The organism is Microcoleus sp. K5-D4 (assembly GCF_036704575.1).
Classification (GTDB): domain Bacteria; phylum Cyanobacteriota; class Cyanobacteriia; order Cyanobacteriales; family Microcoleaceae; genus Microcoleus.
The window spans coordinates 15,772-38,073 of record NZ_JAUBSD010000047.1 but is presented as its reverse complement, the minus strand read 5'-3'; the positions used below and the strand labels follow the sequence as shown (position 1 = coordinate 38,073).

General features: G+C 46.7%; 19 protein-coding genes. 12 read left to right on the top strand and 7 right to left on the bottom strand.

All coding sequences use genetic code 11. From position 1 onward, the window contains the following. The first annotated feature begins 19 nt into the window (after window positions 1-19). The 4 genes from QUA77_RS16175 to tnpA all read left to right on the top strand — a co-directional run bounded on the left by QUA77_RS16175 (window position 20) and on the right by tnpA (window position 3,560). The gene (locus QUA77_RS16175; RefSeq protein ID WP_333451149.1) at window positions 20-1,018 is read left to right on the top strand and encodes an HNH endonuclease; all 999 of its coding nucleotides are present in this window, start codon (window positions 20-22) and stop codon (window positions 1,016-1,018) included. After that, entirely contained in the window at window positions 1,015-2,700 is a 1,686-nt protein-coding gene (gene dndC / locus QUA77_RS16170; protein WP_333451147.1) for a DNA phosphorothioation system sulfurtransferase DndC, read from the top strand. The genes QUA77_RS16175 and dndC overlap by 4 nt, the downstream gene beginning before the upstream one ends. 65 nt (window positions 2,701-2,765) lie before the next feature. Then, window positions 2,766-2,975 (top strand): hypothetical protein, encoded by a 210-nt coding sequence (locus QUA77_RS16165; protein ID WP_333451146.1) that lies wholly within the window; start codon window positions 2,766-2,768, stop codon window positions 2,973-2,975. 132 nt (window positions 2,976-3,107) lie between these two features. Continuing rightward, the gene (gene tnpA / locus QUA77_RS16160; protein WP_333451144.1) at window positions 3,108-3,560 is read left to right on the top strand and encodes an IS200/IS605 family transposase; all 453 of its coding nucleotides are present in this window, start codon (window positions 3,108-3,110) and stop codon (window positions 3,558-3,560) included. Between the two features lie 164 nt (window positions 3,561-3,724). On the opposite strand, the gene QUA77_RS16155 is transcribed toward tnpA, so the two are convergent. Continuing rightward, the gene (locus QUA77_RS16155) at window positions 3,725-3,856 is read right to left on the bottom strand and encodes a hypothetical protein (protein WP_333451142.1); all 132 of its coding nucleotides are present in this window, start codon (window positions 3,854-3,856) and stop codon (window positions 3,725-3,727) included. Window positions 3,857-4,047: 191 nt separating this feature from the next. On the opposite strand from QUA77_RS16155, the gene dndD reads away from it, so the two are divergent. The 3 genes from dndD to dndE all read left to right on the top strand — a co-directional run bounded on the left by dndD (window position 4,048) and on the right by dndE (window position 7,028). Continuing rightward, on the top strand, window positions 4,048-6,045 hold the full coding sequence (gene dndD, locus QUA77_RS16150) for a DNA sulfur modification protein DndD (protein ID WP_333451140.1): 1,998 nt from the start codon (window positions 4,048-4,050) through the stop codon (window positions 6,043-6,045). 110 nt (window positions 6,046-6,155) lie between these two features. Then, window positions 6,156-6,545, top strand: coding sequence for a GxxExxY protein (locus QUA77_RS16145; protein WP_333040677.1), 390 nt, complete (start codon window positions 6,156-6,158; stop codon window positions 6,543-6,545). Between the two features lie 81 nt (window positions 6,546-6,626). Beyond that, entirely contained in the window at window positions 6,627-7,028 is a 402-nt protein-coding gene (gene dndE, locus QUA77_RS16140) for a DNA sulfur modification protein DndE (RefSeq protein ID WP_015179042.1), read from the top strand. A gap of 62 nt (window positions 7,029-7,090) precedes the next feature. Here the strand turns inward: dndE and thiD are convergent, their stop codons facing one another. Then, a complete protein-coding gene (gene thiD / locus QUA77_RS16135) occupies window positions 7,091-7,900 on the bottom strand; it encodes a bifunctional hydroxymethylpyrimidine kinase/phosphomethylpyrimidine kinase (protein WP_333451138.1) in 810 nt (269 codons plus the stop codon). Window positions 7,901-8,052: 152 nt separating this feature from the next. Here thiD and QUA77_RS16130 point away from each other — a divergent pair, with 152 nt between their 5' ends. Further along, window positions 8,053-8,817 carry an MBL fold metallo-hydrolase gene (locus QUA77_RS16130; RefSeq protein ID WP_333451136.1) on the top strand — a complete coding sequence of 255 codons (765 nt, stop codon included), beginning with the start codon at window positions 8,053-8,055 and terminating at the stop codon, window positions 8,815-8,817. Window positions 8,818-8,873: 56 nt separating this feature from the next. Here the strand turns inward: QUA77_RS16130 and ftsZ are convergent, their stop codons facing one another. Both ftsZ and QUA77_RS16120 read right to left on the bottom strand, forming a co-directional pair. Beyond that, a complete protein-coding gene (ftsZ, locus tag QUA77_RS16125) occupies window positions 8,874-10,148 on the bottom strand; it encodes a cell division protein FtsZ (protein ID WP_333451134.1) in 1,275 nt (424 codons plus the stop codon). A gap of 370 nt (window positions 10,149-10,518) precedes the next feature. Then, complete coding sequence (locus QUA77_RS16120) at window positions 10,519-11,421, bottom strand: FtsQ-type POTRA domain-containing protein (RefSeq protein ID WP_333451132.1); 903 nt, start codon at window positions 11,419-11,421, stop codon at window positions 10,519-10,521. Between the two features lie 337 nt (window positions 11,422-11,758). Here QUA77_RS16120 and QUA77_RS16115 point away from each other — a divergent pair, with 337 nt between their 5' ends. The 4 genes from QUA77_RS16115 (at window position 11,759) to QUA77_RS16100 (ending at window position 20,945) form a co-directional block, all read left to right on the top strand. Further along, window positions 11,759-13,090 (top strand): ATP-binding protein, encoded by a 1,332-nt coding sequence (locus QUA77_RS16115; protein WP_333040669.1) that lies wholly within the window; start codon window positions 11,759-11,761, stop codon window positions 13,088-13,090. A gap of 682 nt (window positions 13,091-13,772) precedes the next feature. Beyond that, the gene (locus QUA77_RS16110) at window positions 13,773-19,244 is read left to right on the top strand and encodes a WD40 domain-containing protein (protein WP_333451130.1); all 5,472 of its coding nucleotides are present in this window, start codon (window positions 13,773-13,775) and stop codon (window positions 19,242-19,244) included. A gap of 170 nt (window positions 19,245-19,414) precedes the next feature. Continuing rightward, the gene (locus QUA77_RS16105; RefSeq protein ID WP_333040666.1) at window positions 19,415-20,221 is read left to right on the top strand and encodes a TPM domain-containing protein; all 807 of its coding nucleotides are present in this window, start codon (window positions 19,415-19,417) and stop codon (window positions 20,219-20,221) included. Window positions 20,222-20,321: 100 nt separating this feature from the next. Further along, the gene (locus QUA77_RS16100; RefSeq protein WP_015179019.1) at window positions 20,322-20,945 is read left to right on the top strand and encodes a precorrin-8X methylmutase; all 624 of its coding nucleotides are present in this window, start codon (window positions 20,322-20,324) and stop codon (window positions 20,943-20,945) included. 18 nt (window positions 20,946-20,963) lie between these two features. Here the strand turns inward: QUA77_RS16100 and QUA77_RS16095 are convergent, their stop codons facing one another. From QUA77_RS16095 to QUA77_RS16085, 3 genes are all read right to left on the bottom strand, one after another. Further along, on the bottom strand, window positions 20,964-21,296 hold the full coding sequence (locus QUA77_RS16095) for a DUF2442 domain-containing protein (protein WP_333040665.1): 333 nt from the start codon (window positions 21,294-21,296) through the stop codon (window positions 20,964-20,966). Then, window positions 21,277-21,513 (bottom strand): DUF4160 domain-containing protein, encoded by a 237-nt coding sequence (locus tag QUA77_RS16090; RefSeq protein WP_333040663.1) that lies wholly within the window; start codon window positions 21,511-21,513, stop codon window positions 21,277-21,279. Before QUA77_RS16090 ends, QUA77_RS16095 begins: the two co-directional genes overlap by 20 nt. 72 nt (window positions 21,514-21,585) lie before the next feature. Then, window positions 21,586-22,296 carry a phosphate ABC transporter permease gene (locus tag QUA77_RS16085; RefSeq protein ID WP_333040661.1) on the bottom strand — a complete coding sequence of 237 codons (711 nt, stop codon included), beginning with the start codon at window positions 22,294-22,296 and terminating at the stop codon, window positions 21,586-21,588. Window positions 22,297-22,302 lie beyond the last annotated feature (6 nt).

Here is a 22,302-nt window from a genome sequence, read left to right as displayed (position 1 = left end):
ATCATATCAGGAGGGAGCAGTGAGTACGGGGCAGGAGTCAGAATATAAAAATTTAGCTTATTATCGCAATTGTTTTGCAAATCTTAATGTCAACCGTACACAACAACGCGGAGATGCTCTAAATCAGCCAATACTGCTATTGTCTGTAACTGATTTAATTGCACAAGGCTTGATCAAGGAGAACCACATTACCATTTCCGAGGAATTAATTAACACCTTCAACAAAAATTGGTCGGCGCTGACTTCTAATCCTTTAAAGGGTGATTCTTTTCCTCTTCCGTTTTATCACTTAAAAAACAAAGAACCTAGATTTTGGTATCTTAAATTTAGCGAACAATATGAAGGAGGGCGACCTCAAACAATCAATACCTTAAAAAAAGCTGTTGACTGTGCAATAATTGACGATGAACTATTTAGTCTTTTGCAAGATAGGAATGCCCGAAAAGAATTAATAGATGTACTGATATCGGTATGGTTTTCATCTACAAATAAACAAATTGAAGATATTTTAAAGATTAACCAGTCTTTTCAAGATTCAACATTGGATGAATTAGATACTATTGAATCGGTTAATACCGATAGACAACCAAAGGTGTATTTAAAAAAATCTGTGGTTAGAGAGGCTGTTTTTCGTAAATCTATTGTGCATTTGTATGATTACCGATGTGCTTTTTGTCGATTAAAAGTTACTCGTTCACTTAATCAAAGTATTGTAGATGGCGCACATATCAAGCCCTTCTCTGAGTTTTATGATAATAGAGTAGATAATGGACTCTCATTGTGTAAAAATCATCATTGGGCATTCGATCGAGGATGGTTTGCTGTTGACGATCGTTATCAAATTATAGTTGCTAGTGATTTACAAGAGGAATCACCACACCCTAGATTAATGAAAGAGTTTCACGGCGAACTTATTCTTTTGCCGAGTTCCGAGCAATATTATCCGAGAAAAGATGCGCTTCAGTGGCATCGCAAAAATGTGTTTACTTTGAAATTAAAAGGAAGAACGAGAAAATGAATGAACTACAACAGATGTCACTATTTCCGCCCCGCAATATTAGCGATTTAATGGCAGACATAGAAATTTTGAAAAAGGAAATCCAAGAGCTTTATTGTCAAGATGAACTCCCACTTGTAATCGGTTGGAGTGGCGGCAAAGATAGTTCGGCAGTCCTACAGCTTGTTTGGTATGCGATTGCAGAGTTGCCAATTGAGAAACGCCACAAAAAAATTCATGTTTTAACAAATGATACACTGGTAGAAAACCCTATAGTAGCTGCTGGAGTACATAATTCTCTAAAACGCATGAAAGTTGCAGCCCAAGAACAGGGAATGCCAATAGAAACTCATTTAACTTATCCAGCAGTTCAAGATACCTTTTGGGCGTGCTTAATAGGTAAAGGATACCCAGCACCTAGAAACCGATTTAGATGGTGTACGGAACGATTAAAAATACAACCAACCGGTTCTTTTATTCGTGAAATAATTAGAACTAGCGGCGAGGTAATTCTTGTTCTAGGTACTCGCAAGGCTGAAAGTGCTAAACGCGCCGCAAATATGGCTAAACATAGGGAGTGGCGGGTAAGCGAACGCCTTAATGCTAATCCCACTCGCCCTAACTCTTATATTTACCTTCCCATTGAAGACTGGCGAACAGATGAAGTGTGGCTTTACTTGATGCAGTGGGATAATCCTTGGGGAAATAACAATAAAGATTTGCTAACTATGTATCGAGGTGCAACAGCAGACAATGAATGTCCTTTAGTTGTCGATACTTCCACTCCTAGTTGTGGAAATTCTCGCTTTGGCTGTTGGGTTTGTACAATGGTAAGCCAAGATAAATCAATGGAGGCAATGATTCAAAACGATGAGGAAAAAGAATGGATGCAGCCTCTACTCGATATTCGCAACGAATTAGACATTCCAGACGATCACCCAAAAAGAGACTTCCGCCGCATCTACGGTAGAGTAGAACTGTTTGAACGCAACATGGGCGACGACACAACCTCCGTCGAACCCATCCCAGGGCCCTACACCAAATTCTGGCGAGAACACTGGCTGAGACGAGTCCTGGAAGCACAAACCCACGTCCGCAAAACCGCACCCCTAGAAATGCGCGATATCACCTTAATTACCCCAGAAGAACTTAGCGAAATCCGCCGAATTTGGCTTGAAGAAAAGCACGAATTCGACGATTCTTTGCCCCGGATTTACGAAGAAGTCACGGGCGAACCTTTTGAAGATTCCCGTCCCGCCGCCGAAAGAAAACTCCTCGGTAGCGATGAATGGACTGCGATCGAAGAGATTTGCAGCGAGGACAAAATGCACCTCGAATTGATGGCAAAACTCCTGGATACAGAACGCCAATACTACACGAAACCCCGCCGTACAGGCATTTACGCCGATTTGGACAAATGCTTTGAAACCAGTTCGCGATCGAAGGAAGAAGCGATTGGCAACGCCCACTATCAACGCAATTTAAAAAAAGCGGTGGAAGATATTAAAGCAAATCCGACGGAAAACATTCAGCAATTCAAAGATGCGATCGCCCAAACCAACAGTTCCGCCAAAAACGATACCGTTGATATTGCCAAACTTAAAGAAGAACTCGAAAGCAACAGCAATCAAAGCAGACAGCTATCTTGGGCGGATATTAAATTTTCACAGCCCAATTCAGGAGAGGAAAATAGCAAAGATTAGGTCAATAATGTCGATCGGGCGATCGGGCTTTGGGGCATCGGGCTAACCCGAAGATCCGCCGGGGATTGAAATCCCCGTCTCATAGCAAAAGTCGGTTAAAACCGACTGAAGGGCGCAATTCAACGATCGCCGACTTCAGTCCTCTCGATCGCACTTTGGGGCCTTGGGCTAACCCGAAGATCCGCCGGGGATTGAAATCCCCGTCTCATAGCAAAAGTCGGTTAAAACCGACTGAAGAACCAAATCAAACGATCGCCGACTTCAGTCCTCTTTAAGAGGACTTCAGCTATGAGACAGGGATTTCAATCCCTGTCGTACTGGGGGACTCGCCGATCGACCCCGATCGCACTCTCGGATTTGGTCACAAAATGATAAATTAACCTAAAAAATTAGGAGGAAAAATCTTTATGGCAATGTGGCGGCTGTACTATCATTTAGTTTGGGCAACAAAAGAGCGACAGCCTCTCATATCTCCCGCAAAAGAAACCGAACTTTACTCTTATATCATCGGCAAAGCAGACACCCTCAATTGCATCCTTCATGCGATCGGCGGCACAGAAAATCACATCCACTTAATAGTTTCCATTCCTCCGACACAATCGATCGCTGAATTCGTTAAAAATATTAAAGGTAGCAGCAGCCGTTATCTCAATCAAACTTTGCAAAATTCCAATAAATTTTCGTGGCAAGAAGGATACGGAGTATTTTCTTTAGGACAAAAACAACTAGACTCAGCAGTCGCTTATGTGATAAATCAAAAGGAACATCACTTGCAAAAAACCACAAATTCGCATTTAGAACAAATCACGGATCAAGACAATCCACCCACCCGGTGGCACCCGAATTCGGCAGAGAATTAATTGAAAAATATTGGCCGACTCTCCGACTCGCGGGATCTCCAGCTATTGCGTTTACATCCAGACCCGCCGGGGATTGAAATCCCCGTCTCATAGCAAAAGTCGGTTAAAACCGACTGAACAGCGAAATTCAACGATCGCCAACTTCAGTCCTCTTTCAGAGGACTTCAGCTATGAGACAGGGATTTCAATCCCTGTCGGACTGTCGGACTATCGGAATCGCCGATCGACCCCGATCGACCAATCGAGTCGATCGCCCTTACCCAAATATCCGCCGGGGATTGAAATCCCCGTCTCATAGCGAAAGTCGGTTAAAACCGACTAAAAACCGAGATTCAACAGTCACAAACTTGAGTCCTCTTCAGAGGACTTCAGCTATGAGACAGGGATTTCAATCCCTGTCGGACTGTCGGACTCACAGATTAACCCCGGACTGTCGGATACGCCGATCGCACCCACCAACTTTCATCCCATCTCAACAACATCTACAATGCAATTCCTCGAACTCGTCCTCAAAAACTTCGGCCCATATTCCGGCACCCAAACCATCAATCTCCGCCCCGAAAAAGACGGAAATCCCTGCCCAGTCATTTTATTTGGCGGCATGAATGGCGGCGGCAAAACCACCCTCATGGACGCCATTCGCCTCGCCCTCTACGGTGGCCGCGCCCAATGTTCCACCAGAGGCAATTTAAGCTACAGCGACTTTCTCAATCAATGCGTCAACCGCCACACTCCCCCATTAGAAGATACCCGCGTCGAACTAACATTTGAACAAGTCCAAGATGACAAATTAACTCAATTCAAAATAGTTAGATACTGGAAAAAATTAGATATCAAAGACAACTTAAGCATTCTCATATACAGCGATATTGTCAGCGATTGGTGGTCTGACAAAGCGATTACTAACACCTGGGACGAATACATCGAAACCCTTTTACCCGTCGGAATATCCAACCTATTTTTGTTTGACGGCGAACAAGTAAAAGAACTCGCCGAACTCGAAACACCGCCGGAGTTTGTCGTCGGGGCGATTAAATCTCTTTTAGGTTTAGAATTAGCAGAACGCCTCGCCGTCGATTTAGAAATATTAGCCGGTCGCAAGCGGAAAGAAATTGCTGGCAAAAAAGACTTGGCTGCTTTAGAGAAAATCGAACAAACTTTTAAAAAAATTACTGATGACATAGACTCAGCTAAGCAAGAACAAGCCAGCTTTAAAAACGAATTAGATAAAGCTCAAAAAAATCAGCAACAAGCATCAGAAAAGTTTATTTATGAAGGCGGGAAAATTGCCGCCGATCGCAGTCAGCTAGACAGACAGCTAAACGACTACAGAAATCAGGCAGACAAAACCCGTCAAGCCATGATGGAATTGGCATCAAATACGCTACCACTAGCCTTAATTTCGCCCTTGCTAAGTGAAGCAAAAAATCAAGCAGAAACAGAAGCCAGCCAGCAGCAAGCAAAGATTGCCCAAAATGTTATCAAACAAAGAAGCGATCGCCTTCTCAACTACATCGCGGAAATCTCGTTAGATCCCCAACAGCTAGATAAAATTGAAGACTTCATCCGCCAAGAAAACCAAGAACTCGAACAGCAAGCGGGAACAGACACTCCGCCCTGGATGAATGCCGACAACAACAGCATCCAGCAACTAGAAAACCTCCTTAGCTACCAAATCAAAGCCCAGCAAATTCTAGCCCGCGACCAAATAGAAGAAATCAAAAGCATCGAAGCAGAAATCGACTTCACAGACAGACAACTCGCAGCCGCAGCTTCCCCCGAAGCCTACGAAAAACTAGAAGAAGAAGTCAGGAAAGCCCAAAAAGCAGTCGCTATCGCAGCTGCAGCCTTGGAATCAGCCAACCGCCGCGTCGATGAATTAGAGAAAGAATTAGCCAAAAACCAAAAAGAACTAGAAAGCTACAGCAGCGAATTCATCACCATCAGAAACAGCCAACACGTCATCGCTTCGATCGCCAAAGCCCAAGCCACCCTGAAACTCTTTAAAGAAAAACTCACCCTCAAAAAACTCAACAAACTCGAAATAGAAATTACCGACTGTTTCCGCTACCTGTTGCACAAAACCGACCTCGTGCACAGAGTTGCGATCGACACTCAAACATTTAGCCTCTCCATTTACGATCCAGAAGGCAAACCGGTACCCAAACACCGACTTTCAGCCGGGGAAAAACAATTGCTGGCGATCGCCTTTTTGTGGGGATTAGCCCGAGTATCCGGGAGACAATTGCCAGTGGCGATCGACACTCCCTTGGGCCGCCTCGACTCCTCCCACAGAAACAACCTAGTCGAACGCTATTTCCCCTCGGCCAGCCACCAAGTCATCCTGCTTTCTACCGACACGGAAATTAGAAAAGTAGAATATGATAAGCTGCAAGAATTGGAGGCGATCGCCCACAGCTACCTCCTCAAATACGACTCCGCCAAACACCAAACCACTGTCGAAAAAGGTTACTTCTGGGAATGAACCGCAGATGAGGGCAGATGAACACGGATGAACGCAGATTGGATTGGATGGCATGGGATTTTTTGGTATAGTTTTGGATGTGGGATGTTTTTAACCGCAGATGAGGGCAGATGAACACGGATGAACGCAGATTGGAATTGAATGGGATTACGGAAAAAATTATTGGTTGTGCTTTTAAGGTAGGAAATACTTTAGGTTGTGGATTTTTGGAGCAAGTTTATCAGAATTCTTTGGTTTATGAACTTCGCAAAACAGGGATGCTGGTTGAACCTCAGTTTGTCATTTATGTCCATTATGAAGATATAATTGTTGGGAAATTCGTACCAGATGTGTTGGTGGAAAGATCCGTGCTTGTAGAACTCAAAGCTATCAAATCACTGGGGGAAAGAGAAATGGCACAGTGTCTAAATGTCATAAAAGCTACCAAACTAACCGTCTGCTTGCTCATCAACTTCGGCAACCCTAAAGTAGAAATTCAACGAATAGTCAATAATTTCTAAACCGCAGATACAATCTCATGCTATTATCTGCGTTCATCCGTGTTCATCTGCCCTCATCGGCGGTAACAAAATTATCAACCTATGGAACCACCAGTCGATCGCATCCGCCTCTCCCAAACCGGCAAAGACCAACTATCAAAACTGAAACGATCGACCAAAATCGATCAGTGGAATATTCTCTGCAGATGGGGATTTTGCCGATCGCTCGCCGAGCCCAGCATCCCATCGCCAGTACCAATTCCCAGCGACAGCAACGTCGAATTAAGCTGGGATGTCTTCGGCGGCGATATGGCCGATATCTTGATAATGGCCCTCAAGCAGCGGTGTCACCAAGATAATTTAGGCACGGAAAAAGAAACTCTAGCCAAACAATTTCGCCTGCACTTGCACCGAGGGATTGGTTATTTAGCGGGCGATCCGAATATTAAGAAAATCGAAGACTTGGTGGCGATCGCTTTATCGCCTGAAAAATTAAGAAATTAAACGAACCGCGAAGACGCAAAGGACGCGAAGGAAGAAGGGAAGAAAAGGGATGAGTTCACAATTTACTTCAGTAAAAGTGGGAAAAAATGACCTACTGGCCCTTGACCTTCCCCAATATCCAAAGCATATTTGAGAGCAGTAGTCACATAATCCTTAGCCAATGTCACCGCTGTAAATAAATCTTTACCTAATGCTAAATTAGCGGCGATCGCAGCGCTCAAAGTACAACCAGTCCCGTGAGTATTCCCAGTATCAACATTTTCAGTCTTCAACACATCCAACCGCGTACCGTCAAACCAAACATCAATTCCCCGCAAATCCCCCTTCATCCCGCCGCCCTTCACCAAAACAGCTTTCGCGCCCAAACGATAAATCTGCTGCGCCGCCACCCGCATATCATCAACAGAATTAATCTGCAAACCGCTCAAAATCTGAGCCTCAAACCGATTCGGAGTTACAACAGCAGCCAAAGGAATCAAAACATCCCGCAAAAATGCGATCGCCCCCTCATCAATCAATCGATCGCCCGATCGTGAAACCATCACCGGATCGACAACCAAATTCCCTATTCCCAAAACCTCCACCTGTGAAGCCACCGCCGCCATAATTTCCCGATTCAGCAGCATCCCAGTCTTCACAGCATCCACCCCAATATCCCCCACTACCGCCTCAATTTGAGCCGCCACAGCCTCAGCAGACAAAGCATCCACCCGCGTCACCCCCAAAGTATTTTGAGCCGTCACACAAGTCAAAGCACTCGTACCATGCACGCAGTGAAACGCAAAAGTCCGCAAATCCGCCTGAATCCCGGCCCCACCGCCACTATCAGATCCAGCCACAGTCAAAGCCACAGGAATCCTCGATTTAATCATCTTCTTTCAACCGCAGATAAACGCCAACTTTCCCCAGACACATCCCATCTTATCCGCGTTCATCAGCGCTCATCCGCCCTCATCTGCGGTTAAAATTGCCAAACAAAATTAGCTATGATTAAACCAATTGTAAAGAATTATTGCAAACAACAGTGAAAATCACCCGAATCGACCTCAACTCTTGGATCTTCCACATCGCAGGCCAAACCATCCTCGTCGATCCCTGGCTGGTCGATCCGCTGGTATTTTACGGTCAACCCTGGCTGTTCACCGCCTACCACAACACGCCCGTCGCCTTCACTCCCAGCACCTTACCGCCGATCGACCTCATCCTAATTTCCCAAGGATTAGACGACCACTGTCACAGACCAACACTCGAAAAGCTTGATCGCACAATTCCCGCGATCGCCTCACCCACCGCCGCCAAAGTCCTCAGCAGTTTAGGCTACACCCATATCACATCTTTAGCAAATTGGCAAGAATTTAATTATCAAGAAAAGTTACAAATTACTGCCGTACCCGGAGCCGAAATCCAGCCCGGACAGGAAGAAAACGGCTACTTGCTCAAAGATTTAAGCAGCGGCGAGACACTTTATTACGAACCGCACTTACCGCCATTAGACAAAGTTAAACAAAAAATAGACACAGTAGACGTAGCCATCGCCCCAGTCATCGGTCAAATCTTCCCATTCCTCGGACAAGTCATCATCGGCCCTTCGGAAGCCCTCAGCCTCGCCCAAACACTCAAACCTCGGTTTTTCCTGCCTACAGCGGCGGGAGACATCCGAGCCACAGGCATTTTACCAATGTTAGTGCGATCGGTTGGCAGCATCCCCGAATTTCGCGATTTGCTAGCAAAATCGGGACTTTCCACCCAACTCCTCGAACCAGAACCAGGCCAAACCCTAGAAATTTGAGATTTTAGATTTGAGATTTTAGATTTAATCCGCCATCCAAAATCCCAAATCCAAATTTATCTAGGCGGGCGACGGTTACGCAAAAACTCAGGAATATCCAATCCCAAATCCTGTGGCGGTTTCGCTTTCGGATCGGGCGTCTGTTGAGCAGGAGTCGTCGGCACAGTGGCAGCCCGCCAAGGAGCATTAACATTTTGCGTCCGCCCCGGAGTCGGAGGCGACGGAATTTCTCCCGAAAAACCAGTAGCGATCACAGTAATCTTAATTTCGCCCTGAAGCCGCTCGTCAATCACCGCTCCAAAAATAATATTGGCATTCGGATCGACAACCTCGTAAATCGTCTCAGCCGCCGCATTCACCTCGTGCAGCGTCATGTCTGTACCGCCAGTGATGTTAAACACCACACCTCTAGCGCCCTCAATAGACGAAGCTTCCAGCAGAGGCGAAGAAATAGCCTGCATCGCAGCCTCCCTAGCCCGTGACTTGCCAGAACCCACGCCGATGCCCATCAAAGCCGAACCAGCATCAGCCATTACTGCCCGCACGTCAGCAAAGTCAACATTCACCAAACCGGGAATAGTAATAATGTCAGAAATACCCTGAACCCCTTGGCGCAGGATATCGTCAGCAACTCGAAAAGCCTCTTGCACCGGCATTTGTTCCGAAATCACAGACAGCAGCTTGTCGTTAGGAATCACGATCAGCGTATCCACCCGGGTTTGCAAAGCCGCGATCCCTTCCTCAGCTTGGCTGGTGCGCCGCCGTCCCTCAAACGTAAAAGGCCGCGTCACTATGCCCACAGTCAAAGCGCCCATTTCCTTAGCGACCTCAGCCACGATCGGAGCCGCGCCCGTGCCCGTACCGCCGCCCATGCCGGCCGTGATAAACACCAAATCCGCGTGATTCAAAGCATTAGCAACCTCGTCGCGAGATTCCTCCGCAGCCTTTTGACCGATCGCCGGATTGCCCCCCGCGCCCAAACCGCGCGTCAACTTCTGTCCGACTTGCAAGCGTTTCGGAGCATTTGAGAGAACCAGAGCTTGGGAATCTGTATTCACGCACCAAAACTCGACACCAGAAACCTCGCTGGCAATCATCCGGTTAACGGCGTTGCCCCCACCGCCGCCGACGCCAATTACTTTGATTTTGGCAGCACTGCTGGGCATTATGTCTTTGGGATTGACCATAGGATCGATATCAATACTATCTACATTTACATAACCAGACTTGCGTCTAAAGGGATTGGCGGAATCTGCAGCCACCGGAAAATTTTTTACTTCTTCCGAAGGGGGACTGTCTTGGTCAGACCCCTGTCTATTATTAAGCTTCATTAGAGTCGGGGATAGTAGATTACAGCTTTTTAACTAAACGCCAATTCACAATCAACTATAGGCTAAGTTGCGCGAAAAACTAACACTGGTCGATGCTTAATGTTAGCAATCTCGGATTTGGCCGACCTCGCTAGCCTAGACCTCGCTTGACCCCATCCAGGTACTTGACCGGATTAAGGCAGTTGTAAGCAAGGCAGAAGGAAAAAAAATGGATACTAGCCTCAGAGTCATCGGGATGGAAAGAAAAATCAGATTTTTTTTCCCGACTCGATATCAAAAAACAGTCCTTATTTCCAGCGCTGCGTATTGATCCTGATGGCTAAAAATTCTGCCGTCCGATCGATACCTTCTACCTTTTGTTGACAGAGGATCAATTTCGGGCGCGAGTGGGTGCCGGAGTTGAACTCTCCAAACTGCCGGGTAGTTCTGGCAAATGGACGATCGGCGAAGCAGGATTTTTCAAGTCAATGTAGGCTATTTTGCTTGAATCTATCTGTTTTGGCAATTGTCGCATTCGGTCTAAAACCTTAAGTTGCTCCGCAGTCTTGGAACTGTACGGCCCTAAGTGTACGGTACCGATCTCTGTTTTCAAGATCAAGTTGTTCGGGTTTTGCCAATTAATCTCAAACACTTTCACCGTCAAGCCGCTGAGTCCTTGGTAAAACTTCGGCCAATAGGCGCGATACTGTTCCAAAGGCCCGATGACTTTTAAAGTGGGCAAAGAACGCTGAGGCTGCGTTCCCGGAATGCTGCCGGGCCCGATCGAACTATTCTGCGATCGTACAGCAGTATAACTATCCGACGGCATCCAACCTCCGCGAGCGTCCAGCCACCCCACTTTTTCCTTGTCACTGTTCGATTTCAACACCGCATTCGGCTGCGCCACCGCCACCGGCAGGCGTTCTGCCACTTCTACAGTCAAACTCGGCGGAAACAAGTTGCGAGTCACCTTCGCTTTGGCGATCGGCCCCGTGGACTCCAGCTTTTCGGCCAGGGCCTGCGGTTGAATCCCCCACAGCGACTGCGGGTAAGACAGCGGAACCAAAGACCGCACCGCCTTGTCTGACAGCCACTGATTGCCCTCCACCTTCACTTGTTCCGATCGGGCAATTAACCAAGCCGGCTGAGCAATCCACCACAGCAAACCTCCCGCCATTGCGCTCGCTGCCAGCATTTGCCACACAACAGCCGCCAATCGAGCGCGCCTCTGCTGCCGCAACTTTTGGCGCCTGCGCCCTAACTCTGTTTGAGAAACCGCTCCAAAACTAGCCATCTACGTCTTGACAATATAGTAATTAAGGATTAGCACAAATTCAAAACTGTTTAATCTCTCTCTTGAACCCTGTTTTCCCCTACCATTTAACCAGATTCCCGCAAATTTACCCAGACTCCTGCCAATATCAGTAATATCACTGAGTCCCATAAGTAATAAAAAATTATTAATTAAAAATTACCCAATTCCAGCGCCGGGAAAACCCCTTACCAGATCAAGGTTCTTTGGGTATTTAGGGCATTACCCCACAGTGCAAAAGGTTACAAATCAAACTAAACTCAACTAAAGAAAGTTTAGACTTTCGATTAACTTTTTTAACTTTTATTCGGCTTCCATTGTGATCGCACTCGAATTAGACAGATTCTATAAAGCCTGCAACCCGAGCAAGACCCTTGTTGCGGGAGACCCAGGAGATTATCAATACTACATTGATTTTGGTTCCGTGCGTGGGGGCAAAATCATTGAATCTTTACAGCGAACCATTACCCGCATCTCCCCCAACGAGCCAACGTGTCAGCTATTTACAGGACATATTGGGTGTGGCAAATCTACGGAATTGTTTCGACTAAAAGCTGAGTTAGAGCAAGAGGGTTTTTGCGTCGTCTACTTCGAGTCTTCCCAAGACTTAGACATGGGTGATGTAGACATCAGCGATATTTTGCTGAGCATTGCGCGCCAAGTCAGCGAAACTATGGAATCCGCTAAAATCAAACTCAGACCGAGCTATTTTACCAATCTGTTTGCAGAAGTGGCAGAATTTTTGCAGACTCCCATAGATTTGTCAGCGGAAGCCGAGTTATCTGTAGGCATTGCGAGAGTTACTGCTAAAACTAAAGACTCTCCCAAACTGCGATCGCAACTCAGGCAATATCTCGAACCCCGCACCAACAGCATCTTGCAGTCCATCAACGAAGAACTCCTCAACAGAGCTAACGCCGAACTCAAGCAGCAAGGGAAAAAAGGACTCGCAGTCATCGTTGACAACCTCGATCGCCTCGACGCCTCCCTCAAACCCAGCGGACGCACCCAGCCAGAATATCTGTTTTTAGACCGCGGCGAACAGTTGAAAAAACTTAATTGCCATGTTGTCTACACGATTCCCCTGACTTTGATTTTTTCCAACGACTTCGGCCGCCTCGCCAGTCGATTTGGAGTCAAGCCCAAGGTGATGCCGATGGTACCGGTGCAAATGCGATCGGGCGAAGACCACATTGAAGGAATGGCACTCCTCCGGCAGCTAGTATTAGCTAGAGCTTTCCCGAAAGTTGCTCCCGATCAACGCATTGATTTGATTTCCCAGGTGTTTGACTCTCCCGAAACTTTAGATCGGCTTTGTCGGATTAGTGGCGGTCACGTTCGCAATCTACTGATGCTTTTATATAGCTGTTTGCAGCACGAAGACCCTCCCTTTTCTCGCGAATGCCTCGAAAGCGTCATTCAAGAATATCGCGATGACCTTTTGGGAGCCATCAATGACCTGGAATGGGAATTGCTGTTTCAAGTTGTCAAGCGACAAAGTGTAACCGGCGAAGAAGAATCTCAAATCTTGTTGCGAAGTATGTTTGTCTTTGAATACCGCGATCAAGAAGGTCGTTGGTTTGGGATTAATCCAGCCCTAGCAGAAACCAGAAAATATAAGGAGTGGCTGCAGCGCACTGAAGCAAAATAGTTGGGATTTTTGAGATGGCTTCGTGACTCCAAAAACCCTTAACCACGAGGGAATTAGAAAGTATTTAACTGAAAATTCATCGCTCACAACTCCGAAATCTTACAATCCAATACAGAAATCAGTCAGCGGTTTTTGCCACTGGCTGATTTCTGTTGAATGCTTGCTATAGGTGGTGAATGTTATTATCGTGTAAAACTTTGCCGCCACTAAGGACTTTACCCACTCTCAACTCTCATATCTGCAATGTCAGACCCCCTATGTCTGTTTTTATCTGTTGCTCTTAATTTAAACTAATTCCATCCCGGAAGACATTTTTTTGACTGTTGTGCTAAATGCCTGCTACAGATATATCGGAGTTGTTTCCTAATAGCTAGTCGTCGGTATGATCGTGAACTTAGCATTTGGCTATTTATGATCGGTAGTCCTTTATATATAGCTGAATCAAAAAATCTAAGATAACATTAAAATTTTATTGGGAAGTCTAGCATTCTCTAAGATTCAGAGGTATGATATCTTTACATTGGATCTAATAACTATGTAAGTATTGATAGGACAAGTACGGAAAACTACGTATTTATACAGAGATAAAGCGTCAGACAGAGACGGGGATGTCTAAGTAGAGACGCTTTCAGTCACGATTGGCGAGCGTTAGGTAATTGATTAATGAAAAAGAGGTGCACGCATGACCGATCTAATTAAGGTACAAGAAACTGCCAACTACAACGAGCGATCGCTCAAAACTCTGGTCAGGTCAATCACAATGTCTCAACACCAATTCTCGCTAATTTTGGTGCGCTGCAACTACGAGCAGTTGCGGCAACAAATAGCGCAGCGGCTGCGAGAAGTGTCCCCAGTTCCAATTCAAGATATCGTCCTGCCACCTTCAGTCAAAACCCTTTACACTACTCTGCAGGCAAGCACTTTCCAGGAGGGGTACTCGCCTGTCGGTGCCGCCTCGGCTTTGATGGTATTCGGTTTAGAAACAGTAGTAGCGATCGACGAAGTGATGGCTTCTACCAATCAAGTGCGAGACGAATTTCGCAAAAATTTTTCCTGCCCAGTGATTTTGTGGGTAACAGATGACATCGTGACCAAAATGATTCGTCTGGCCCCGGATTTCAAAAGTTGGGCCGCCGCCACAATTAAATTTGAAATGGGCGTTGACGAATTAATTAATTTCCTCGCTAGGCGGGCCAATACTATATTTAAAATAGGCGAACTCAATCAAGAACTCACCAGCAGCAACGTCAGCACCATCGCTAATTGTGAGACCTGCGAAACCCAGTGCGAAAAACCCGGTCTGGAGCGCGAAATGAGCCCAGGAGAACGCTTTCTAACTTTTAACTCAGGGCCCCAAAACAGACGACCATCAGAAGTCCACTCGTATTCGCCATTGAGTCCGGGCAATACCTTCGATTTGGCGATCGGCTCTTTGCCACGCCGAGAACTAGAATTAGCTTTAAGAGATTTACAAAATCGCGGTGAAGAATTAGAACCCGCCCTCAAAGCCAGCCTGCAATTCGTTCTCGGTCGAGATTACTATGTTAGCGACCAAACCGAAACTGCCTTAATTCACTACCAAGAAAGTTTAGTATTTTGGCAGCAGAAAACGGGCAACTGGGAACTGGCAAACTTGGAACATTCCGAAAACCCAGAAACCTTCTCCTCCTTGTCGAATCCTGTCCCCAAAATTTTATTTTTAGAGAGAGAAGGCATAGTGCTGTTTCACATAGCCCTGTGTCACCGGTTGCAAGCAGCCAGAAACCCGGTAGCCAACCGCCACCACTGGGAACAAGCTTGGATTAGCCTGGAACAATCTAGAAACGCTTTCTCCCTTGCTTCACGCCCGGAATTGGTCGCTGAGGTGACAGCACACCTCGGAGAAGTGCTGCAGCGCCTGAAAGCTTGGGGAGAGTTGCAAGCATTAGCGGAAAATTCTTTGCAGTTGCACTTCACTTACGGTACTCCCAGCCAACTAGCTCAAGATTACGGCTTTTTGGCTGAAGTTGCCCTGCAAGAGTCGAGGTGGAGTCAAGCCCGCCAGCTAGCGGAGTTGGCTTTGGCGATTTTGGATCAAACGCCTAATGATTTGAGATTGCTGATTGAAGATTTGAGATTGGGGTTTGAGGGAAATTATCCAGAAATTGTGGGTTCTAACGAGTTAAGTAACGAACCCAAATCTAAAATCCAACATCCTAAATCCGACAGGAGTTCGTATCTTTTACTTTTAGCCCGAAGTTTGCGGCAGCTAGGCCAGTGGGAAGCGGCGGTTCATTCTTTGGAGTTGGCTCAATCTCAAAGCGAGCCGAAGTACGACCCCCGACTTTACATCGATATTTTGACGGAATTGCAAGCGGTTTATTTCGAGCAGGGAGAGTACCTTAAAGCGTTTCGGATTAAAAAAACCCAGCGGTCGATCGAATATCAATACGGATTTAGAGCTTTTATCGGAGCCAGCCAATTGCAGCAGCAGCGCCAAGCGGTCAATCCTTCAGGTCCCTCAGCTCAAAACCAAGCTGCCATCGCAGCGTCCATGACAGCTTACTCGCGCCAAACAGATATCAATAGCTTGCTAGAAAGAATTAGCAGGGACGACCATAAATTAACTATTATTCACGGGCCCAGCGGAGTCGGGAAAAGTTCTCTAGTCAATGCCGGCTTAGTACCAGCTTTGAAAAATATTACTCCGGGTGCGCGGGATACATTGCCCGTAGTAGTCAAAGTTTACACCGACTGGCTGGTGGAGTTAGAAAATGCTTTGAACAGCGCACTGTACGACAAACAAGCCGAAGAGGAAAGTAAATTAATCTCGAAAGGACTACAGGAAATCAACAAAAGAAGTTGCTCGGTTATTCCTGCTCGCAGCTCGGAAGTCTCTTCTTTTATTATAGATAAGTTGCGCGAAAATGCCACAAATAATTTATTGACAGTGCTGATTTTCGATCAATTTGAAGAGTTTTTCTTTGTTTCGACTTCAGTGGCACAAAGACAACTTTTTTATAATTTTTTACGCTTGTTTTTGAATTTGCCTTATGTCAAGATAATTCTGTGCTTGCGCGAAGATTATTTGCACTACTTACTAGATTGCGATCGCTTCCCAAATCTTGACGCTATTAACAATAATATTCTCGACAAAAGTATCCGCTACCAACTGCGGAGTTTTTCTATCAAAGACGCGCGGGCTGTCATCGGACACTTAACAGAACGGGCGGAATTTTATTTAGAGCCGGCACTGATCGATGCCTTCGTTGAAGATTTAGCAGACGAACTGCAAGAAGTGCGACCAATCGAATTGCAGGTAGTAGGAGCGCAACTGCAAGAAGAAGGTATTACAAGTCTAGCACAATACCAGCAATTGGGGGACAATCCCAAAGCGGAATTAGTGAAAAGATCGCTCGAAGGAGTCATCTCTGACTGTGGTCTGGTTAACGAAGATGCAGCGTGGAAAATCTTGTTTTCCCTGACAGATGAAAGAGGCGTTCGCCTGATAAAAACCAAACACGAACTCTCGTTAGTGACAGGCCAACAGCCAGCAGATGCCCGCGAAACCGAATTATCGGCGATCGGCAGAAACCGAATTTCCCTACCGCGACAGTTCGCAAAAGACCCAGAAATCCGACCAAACAAAACCGACAACCTAGACTTAATTTTAGACATTTTAGTTGGTCACGGTTTGCTATTTCTGCTACGGGAAGCGCCCGAAGACCGCTATCAATTGGTACACGACTATTTAGTGCGACCAATCCGCCAAAGATTCGGCTTAGAAGCCCGACTGCATAAAGCAGAAGCAGATAAAAAAATGAGTCAAGCACAGCTCTATCGAGCCAATACTTTTCTCAAACAACTGCTGGGAGTAGCAGTAATCGGCGTTATGCTGCTAACCAGTTCCACCATCGCCGCCGTAAACTTTTGGTGGCGGGCTGTGGGTCAAAAACAGCTAGCTGTCGCTCAAACTCAGCGAGCAGAAATCAGTACCCTGACAGCCGCTTCTGAAGCACTTTATTTCTCAAACAACAAATTTGACGCCATGATGGAAAGTTTGAGAGCTGGTAAAAAGTGGAAACAGATCGAACACTCCCAACAAATGTATACTCTCAAAGACACCGAAATTCTGATTTCTGCTGCCCTCCAGCAGGCAGTTTATGGAGTCAAAGAACGCAACCGCTTGGAAGGACACGGCGATGTAGTTTGGGGTCTTAGCTTCAGTCCAGACGGGGAAACAATAGCTTCTTCCAGTGTAGATAAAACAGTCAAACTTTGGCGGCGCGACGGCAGTTTGCTGGCCACTTTCAAAGACCACACTAACAGTGTCTCCTGTGTCGCGTTCAGTCCCGACAACAAAACTATAGCCTCGGCAAGTTTAGATAAAACTGTCAAAATTTGGCAAACTGACGGCAGTTTGCTGGCCACTTTCAAAGGGCATACTAATAGCGTTACCAGCGTTGCTTTTAGTTCAGACGGTCAAACGATCGCCAGCGGATCTACAGATAAAACTATCAAACTTTGGAAAACCGACGGCACGCTGCTGCGAACGATCGAACAATTTGCTCCCGTAAATTGGCTAAGCTTCAGCCGCGACGGCAAAATAATCGCTGTGGCGAGCGATGACGGTACTGTGAAACTGTGGAGTTCTGACGGCAGGTTAATCGCTAATTTATGGCACAGCGAAAACAAACAACCCTCGAAAATTTACACCGTCAGTTTCTCCCCCGATGGTGAAACGATCGCCAGTGCAGGTGAAGATAAAACGGTGAAAATCTGGAGCATCGCTGCACTCAAACACCCACCAACAGAAAATTCAACACAAGCAAAAAAAGGTGAACTGCTAACAACTTTGCGCGGACACAGCAAGTGGGTATTTGGTGTCAGTTTCTCCCCCGACGGTCAAACACTTGCTTCTGGAAGTGCAGACGGGACTGTCAAACTCTGGAGTCTTGCTGGTGTTGGCGACAAACGCCCAACCGATGCTAGCAACATTAAACCAGAGAGTCGCTTACTGAGAACTTTTGAGGGACACGCCGATCGAGTTACTCAGGTGAGTTTTAGCCCGGAAGGCAAAACCTTGGCTTCGGCGAGTTTTGACAAAACTGTCAGGCTGTGGCGACTCGATGACGTGCCGCTCAAAACCCTCGACGGACACCAAAACCGGGTGCAAAGCGTTACTTTCAGCCCCAACGGCCAAAGGCTGGCTTCTGCTTCTACGGACAACACTATCAAACTCTGGAGCCGCACGGGAGTTTTGCTGGAAACCTTGGAAGGACACACTCAGAGAGTCGCCAGCGTCAGTTTCAGCCCCGACGGTCAGCTACTTGCTTCTGGGAGTTACGACAAAACGGTGAAAGTCTGGAGTTTGACAGAAGATGGCATGAATAATATTCTCCCTTGTCCTTCGGCTCCGCTATTCCCGTGTTCGCCTTCTGTGCTGTTCACTCTCGACGGCCACGCCGACAGCGTGATGAGCGTGAGTTTTAGCCCCGATAGCGAGGTTCTGGCTTCGGCGAGCAAGGATAAGACTGTGAAACTCTGGACTAGAAACGGCAGGCTGATTAAAACTTTAACAGGACACACAGGCTGGGTGACTGGGGTGACTTTCAGTCCCGACGGCTCGATGCTGGCTTCTGCCAGCGATGATGGTACTCTCAAACTCTGGAATCGGGACGGTCGTTTGCTGAGAACTTTTGAAGGAGCTCACAACAGTTTTGTGTTGGGGGTTGCTTTTAGCCCTGATGGCAAAATGCTGGCTTCGGCTGGTTACGACAATTCGGTGAAATTGTGGAAGGTAGACGGGACTTTGGTGGCGACGCTGCTGAAGGGTTCTAGCGACAGCGTGACTAGCGTGGGTTTTAGCCCGGATGGTTTGTTGGTTGCTTCGGGCAGTTATGACCATAAGGTGAAGCTTTGGAGTCGCAGCGGGACTTTGCTGAAAACTTTGACGGGTCACAAGGATAGCGTGATGAGCGTGAGTTTTAGCCCGGATGGGAAGGTTCTGGCTTCTGCGGGCCGGGATAATCGGGTGATTTTGTGGAATTTGGATCTTGACGATTTGCTGGTGAGGGGCTGTGACTGGGTGGGAGATTATCTGAGAACTAATCCTAATGTGAGCGATCGCGATCGGCGTCTCTGTGACGGGGTTGGGGCAAAATCTCAATTTTAGTCATTTCACTGTTGACGGTTGACTGTTCAAAACTTTCCTTGCCCGAAATCTTCCCCTTGCTCTCGGCTTCCTGTAAAGTAAATAATTGTAAAGAAATATGAGTTTTCTCTTATCCTCTGGTTAAGACCGCCAGCTAGCATTCACAATTAAGACCCGGATTATAAGTTCCTATGTCACAGCTTTTCCCGCGAAAATTTCTAGCCTCTGTTGCCGCATTTTTTCTGGCTTTGTCCGTGTGGACGATCGCACCTGCGGCCCACGCTTTCAATAATCCCGATTTGTTGCCGTCAACTCAGACGCCGATCATTGACTTAGCTAAAGCCCTTACGGATATTGAAGAACAAAATTTGGCAAAAAATTTAAAGGCTTTTGAAGCTGAAACCGGCTGGAAACTGCGAGTGCTGACTCAGTACGATCGCACGCCCGGTTTGGCGGTCAAAAGTTATTGGGGGCTAGATAACAAGAGTGTGTTGTTAGTTGCTGACCCCCGAGGAGGCAATTTGCTCAATTTTAATGTGGGCGACTCGCTGTATCCGCTGCTGCCGCGCACTTTTTGGGTGGAACTGCAAACCCGTTACGGTAATCAATTTTTTGTGCGGGACAATGGGGAAGATCGAGCGATTATTGAATCTTTGGAGTCGATAGAAGGCTGTTTGCGTCAGGGCGGATGCCGCGTGGTTCCCGGTTTGCCGAGGGAACAGTGGGTTCTGACGTTAATTACTTCGGTGCTTGGTGGCGTCATCTGTGGGTTTGCTGCTCAGCCTCGGAAGCCTGGACAGGTTGTGGCTTGGCAGTGGGCGCTGATTTTTTCGCCGCTGTGGGGCATTCTGTTTTTTGCTTTCGGACTTGGGCCGGTGGTGACTCGGACTTCTGACTGGTTGCCTGTGGTTCGGAATGTGGCCGGTTTTGCGATCGGAGCTTTGGTGGCATTCCTGACTCCGGTGTTGGGCAAATCTTCTTCGTCGTCGGAAACTTAGTTGTCAGTTGGCAGTTGGCAGATTTTACTCAACAGTCAACGAATGACTAAAAGCTGGTAAGCTGATACCTGACAACTCACAGGCGACAGCTATCCAACAAATGGAATGGCACGTAAGCGATGCCCAGAGTCTGGGATTAATCGATAACGAAATTGGCGACCACGGTTTTTCAGCGGCGGAGTACGAAATAGTCCGCCGCGTGATTTATGCGACTGCTGATTTTGAGTACAAGTCTTTAATTAGTTTTTCCGATCAGGCTTTGCAGGCTGGGGCGGCAGCTTTGGCTGCTCGGACTACGATCGTGGTAGATGTGCCGATGGTGCAGGTGGGCATTACGCCTCTGATCCAAAGTACCTTTGCGAATCCGGTTTACTGTTCGATGGAGGCTTTGACACGCCCCCAAAAGGAAAGGACGCGGGCGGCTTGGGGGATTGAAACTTTGGCAAGACGCTATCCTGAAGGGATTTTTGTGGTGGGCCAGGCTCAAACTGCTTTGTCGGCGATCGTAGATTTGATTGAATCTGAGGAAATTCGGCCGGCTTTAGTGATTGGGACGCCTTCTGGGTTTGTAGGGGTGGACGTGGCTAAGTCGCGGCTGCACGATTCGATGATTCCTCACATTCGGATTGAGGGCCGCAAGGGTTCTGCGGTGGTGGCTGTGGCTATTGTTAACGGGCTGGTGGATTTGGCTTGGCAAGCTTACGGCCAAGAGGGGAACAGTTGAGCGATAAGTCAGCAGTCATTAGTCATTAGTTATTAGTCGTTCTGGATTATTTGGAGCAGTGTTGCGGTTAATTAACCAACTTTCAAACGATCGTTGACTTTCACTGCTGCGTCGGCCCGCTAGCAAACCTTCAACTCCAATATGTTCGTCTAAATCAACCCATTCAATGGCATAACCATCTCCAAGTAGCTGCCAATTATGTCTTTCCTCCGGGGAACCGTGCAACAAACGGGGATACCAAGCTAAGGGAACACTCAAACTGCGACCATCAACTAAGTCCACAATTACTTTTTCATCTGTCACCGTGACTTTAATTACGAGGGGTTCTGTTTCAAGTACCAAAGTAGTCATGCCAAGCCTCCAACAATATTTGTTCATATTCCTCTACAAGACGAGCAATCTGGTTTAATTCATGCTCTTTGAAGCCTCGATTTTTTTCTAGAGATACAGGATTCATCCAAAATTTGGCAAGTTGCCGATCGCGCTTAACATGAATTTGGGCGGGTTCGCCTCGATCGGAACTAAAAAAGATTAAACTGTAGGGGCTAACCTGAAAAACAGTAGGCATTAGCCGCTATCTTGTGAATTTTGTCCTAAGTTTAACTTGCGATCGCTCTTAAATTTGTCGCTACTATCAATATTAATAATCAGCGGGCGATCGCCTTTTTACATCTCTGCTTTGATTAGTGCGATCGCGGTCTTTTTTTCTGCCTTTTTTAATCTGTTGGCTCACCTCGACAAACAAATCTCTGCGTAAATAAGGATAGTCGCTCACCCACACGTCACGGCTGGGAATATAAATATCTGAAACTTTGGCAATTCTGCCTAAATCTTCTTGATTTGACATAATTAACATTAAAGCAGCTTGCCCGGGGGCAATTCCTTGGTGATCTTTCCGCAATGGAGCTCGAAGTGTAGTAGTAAATCCGGTTTTGTCCCCGACTTCTAAATTAATTCGCGGTTCTAGGTTGTCAACTATTACGAGTTGTCCTTTTTGATTGACTGTTTCTTCTTGACTGGTGACTTCATCTGTAATATATATATCCAAAACTCGTCCTTGCCAAAAACCGCAGTATTGATATTTGCGGCATTCTGCATTCCGCAAACTCGCCCACAAAATCGGCCCCCACAGCCAGTACAAACCAGCTATCAATCCGGTGATTAAAACTAGCGGCCCGACATCGGAACCGGCGAAGTTGTAAACTATCAGGAGGAAAACTACGGTGACGGCAGAGATTAACATTCGCCTCAAAAAATCGGGCGGTTTTCCCCAGATATATTTGTATTGCGCTCCCGTGGCGACGGCGGGAATTAGTTCTTGAAAGGTTTCGCGGGTTAAGGGAATTAGCATAGGAAG

Coding starts and splice junctions, on each gene's coding strand:
- QUA77_RS16085 (WP_333040661.1), bottom strand. CDS start 22,296: ATGCTAATTCCCTTAACCCGCGAAACCTTTCAAGAACTAATTCCCGCC.
- QUA77_RS16145 (WP_333040677.1), top strand. CDS start 6,156: ATGAACACGGATGAACGCAGATTGGAATTGAATGGGATTACGGAAAAA.
- tnpA (WP_333451144.1), top strand. CDS start 3,108: ATGGCAATGTGGCGGCTGTACTATCATTTAGTTTGGGCAACAAAAGAG.
- QUA77_RS16105 (WP_333040666.1), top strand. CDS start 19,415: ATGTCACAGCTTTTCCCGCGAAAATTTCTAGCCTCTGTTGCCGCATTT.
- QUA77_RS16100 (WP_015179019.1), top strand. CDS start 20,322: ATGGAATGGCACGTAAGCGATGCCCAGAGTCTGGGATTAATCGATAAC.
- QUA77_RS16155 (WP_333451142.1), bottom strand. CDS start 3,856: ATGAGACGGGGATTTCAATCCCCGGCGGATATTTGGGTAAGGGCGATC.
- QUA77_RS16120 (WP_333451132.1), bottom strand. CDS start 11,421: ATGGCTAGTTTTGGAGCGGTTTCTCAAACAGAGTTAGGGCGCAGGCGC.
- thiD (WP_333451138.1), bottom strand. CDS start 7,900: ATGATTAAATCGAGGATTCCTGTGGCTTTGACTGTGGCTGGATCTGAT.
- QUA77_RS16095 (WP_333040665.1), bottom strand. CDS start 21,296: ATGACTACTTTGGTACTTGAAACAGAACCCCTCGTAATTAAAGTCACG.
- dndE (WP_015179042.1), top strand. CDS start 6,627: ATGGAACCACCAGTCGATCGCATCCGCCTCTCCCAAACCGGCAAAGAC.
- QUA77_RS16090 (WP_333040663.1), bottom strand. CDS start 21,513: ATGCCTACTGTTTTTCAGGTTAGCCCCTACAGTTTAATCTTTTTTAGT.
- QUA77_RS16110 (WP_333451130.1), top strand. CDS start 13,773: ATGACCGATCTAATTAAGGTACAAGAAACTGCCAACTACAACGAGCGA.
- ftsZ (WP_333451134.1), bottom strand. CDS start 10,148: ATGAAGCTTAATAATAGACAGGGGTCTGACCAAGACAGTCCCCCTTCG.
- dndC (WP_333451147.1), top strand. CDS start 1,015: ATGAATGAACTACAACAGATGTCACTATTTCCGCCCCGCAATATTAGC.
- dndD (WP_333451140.1), top strand. CDS start 4,048: ATGCAATTCCTCGAACTCGTCCTCAAAAACTTCGGCCCATATTCCGGC.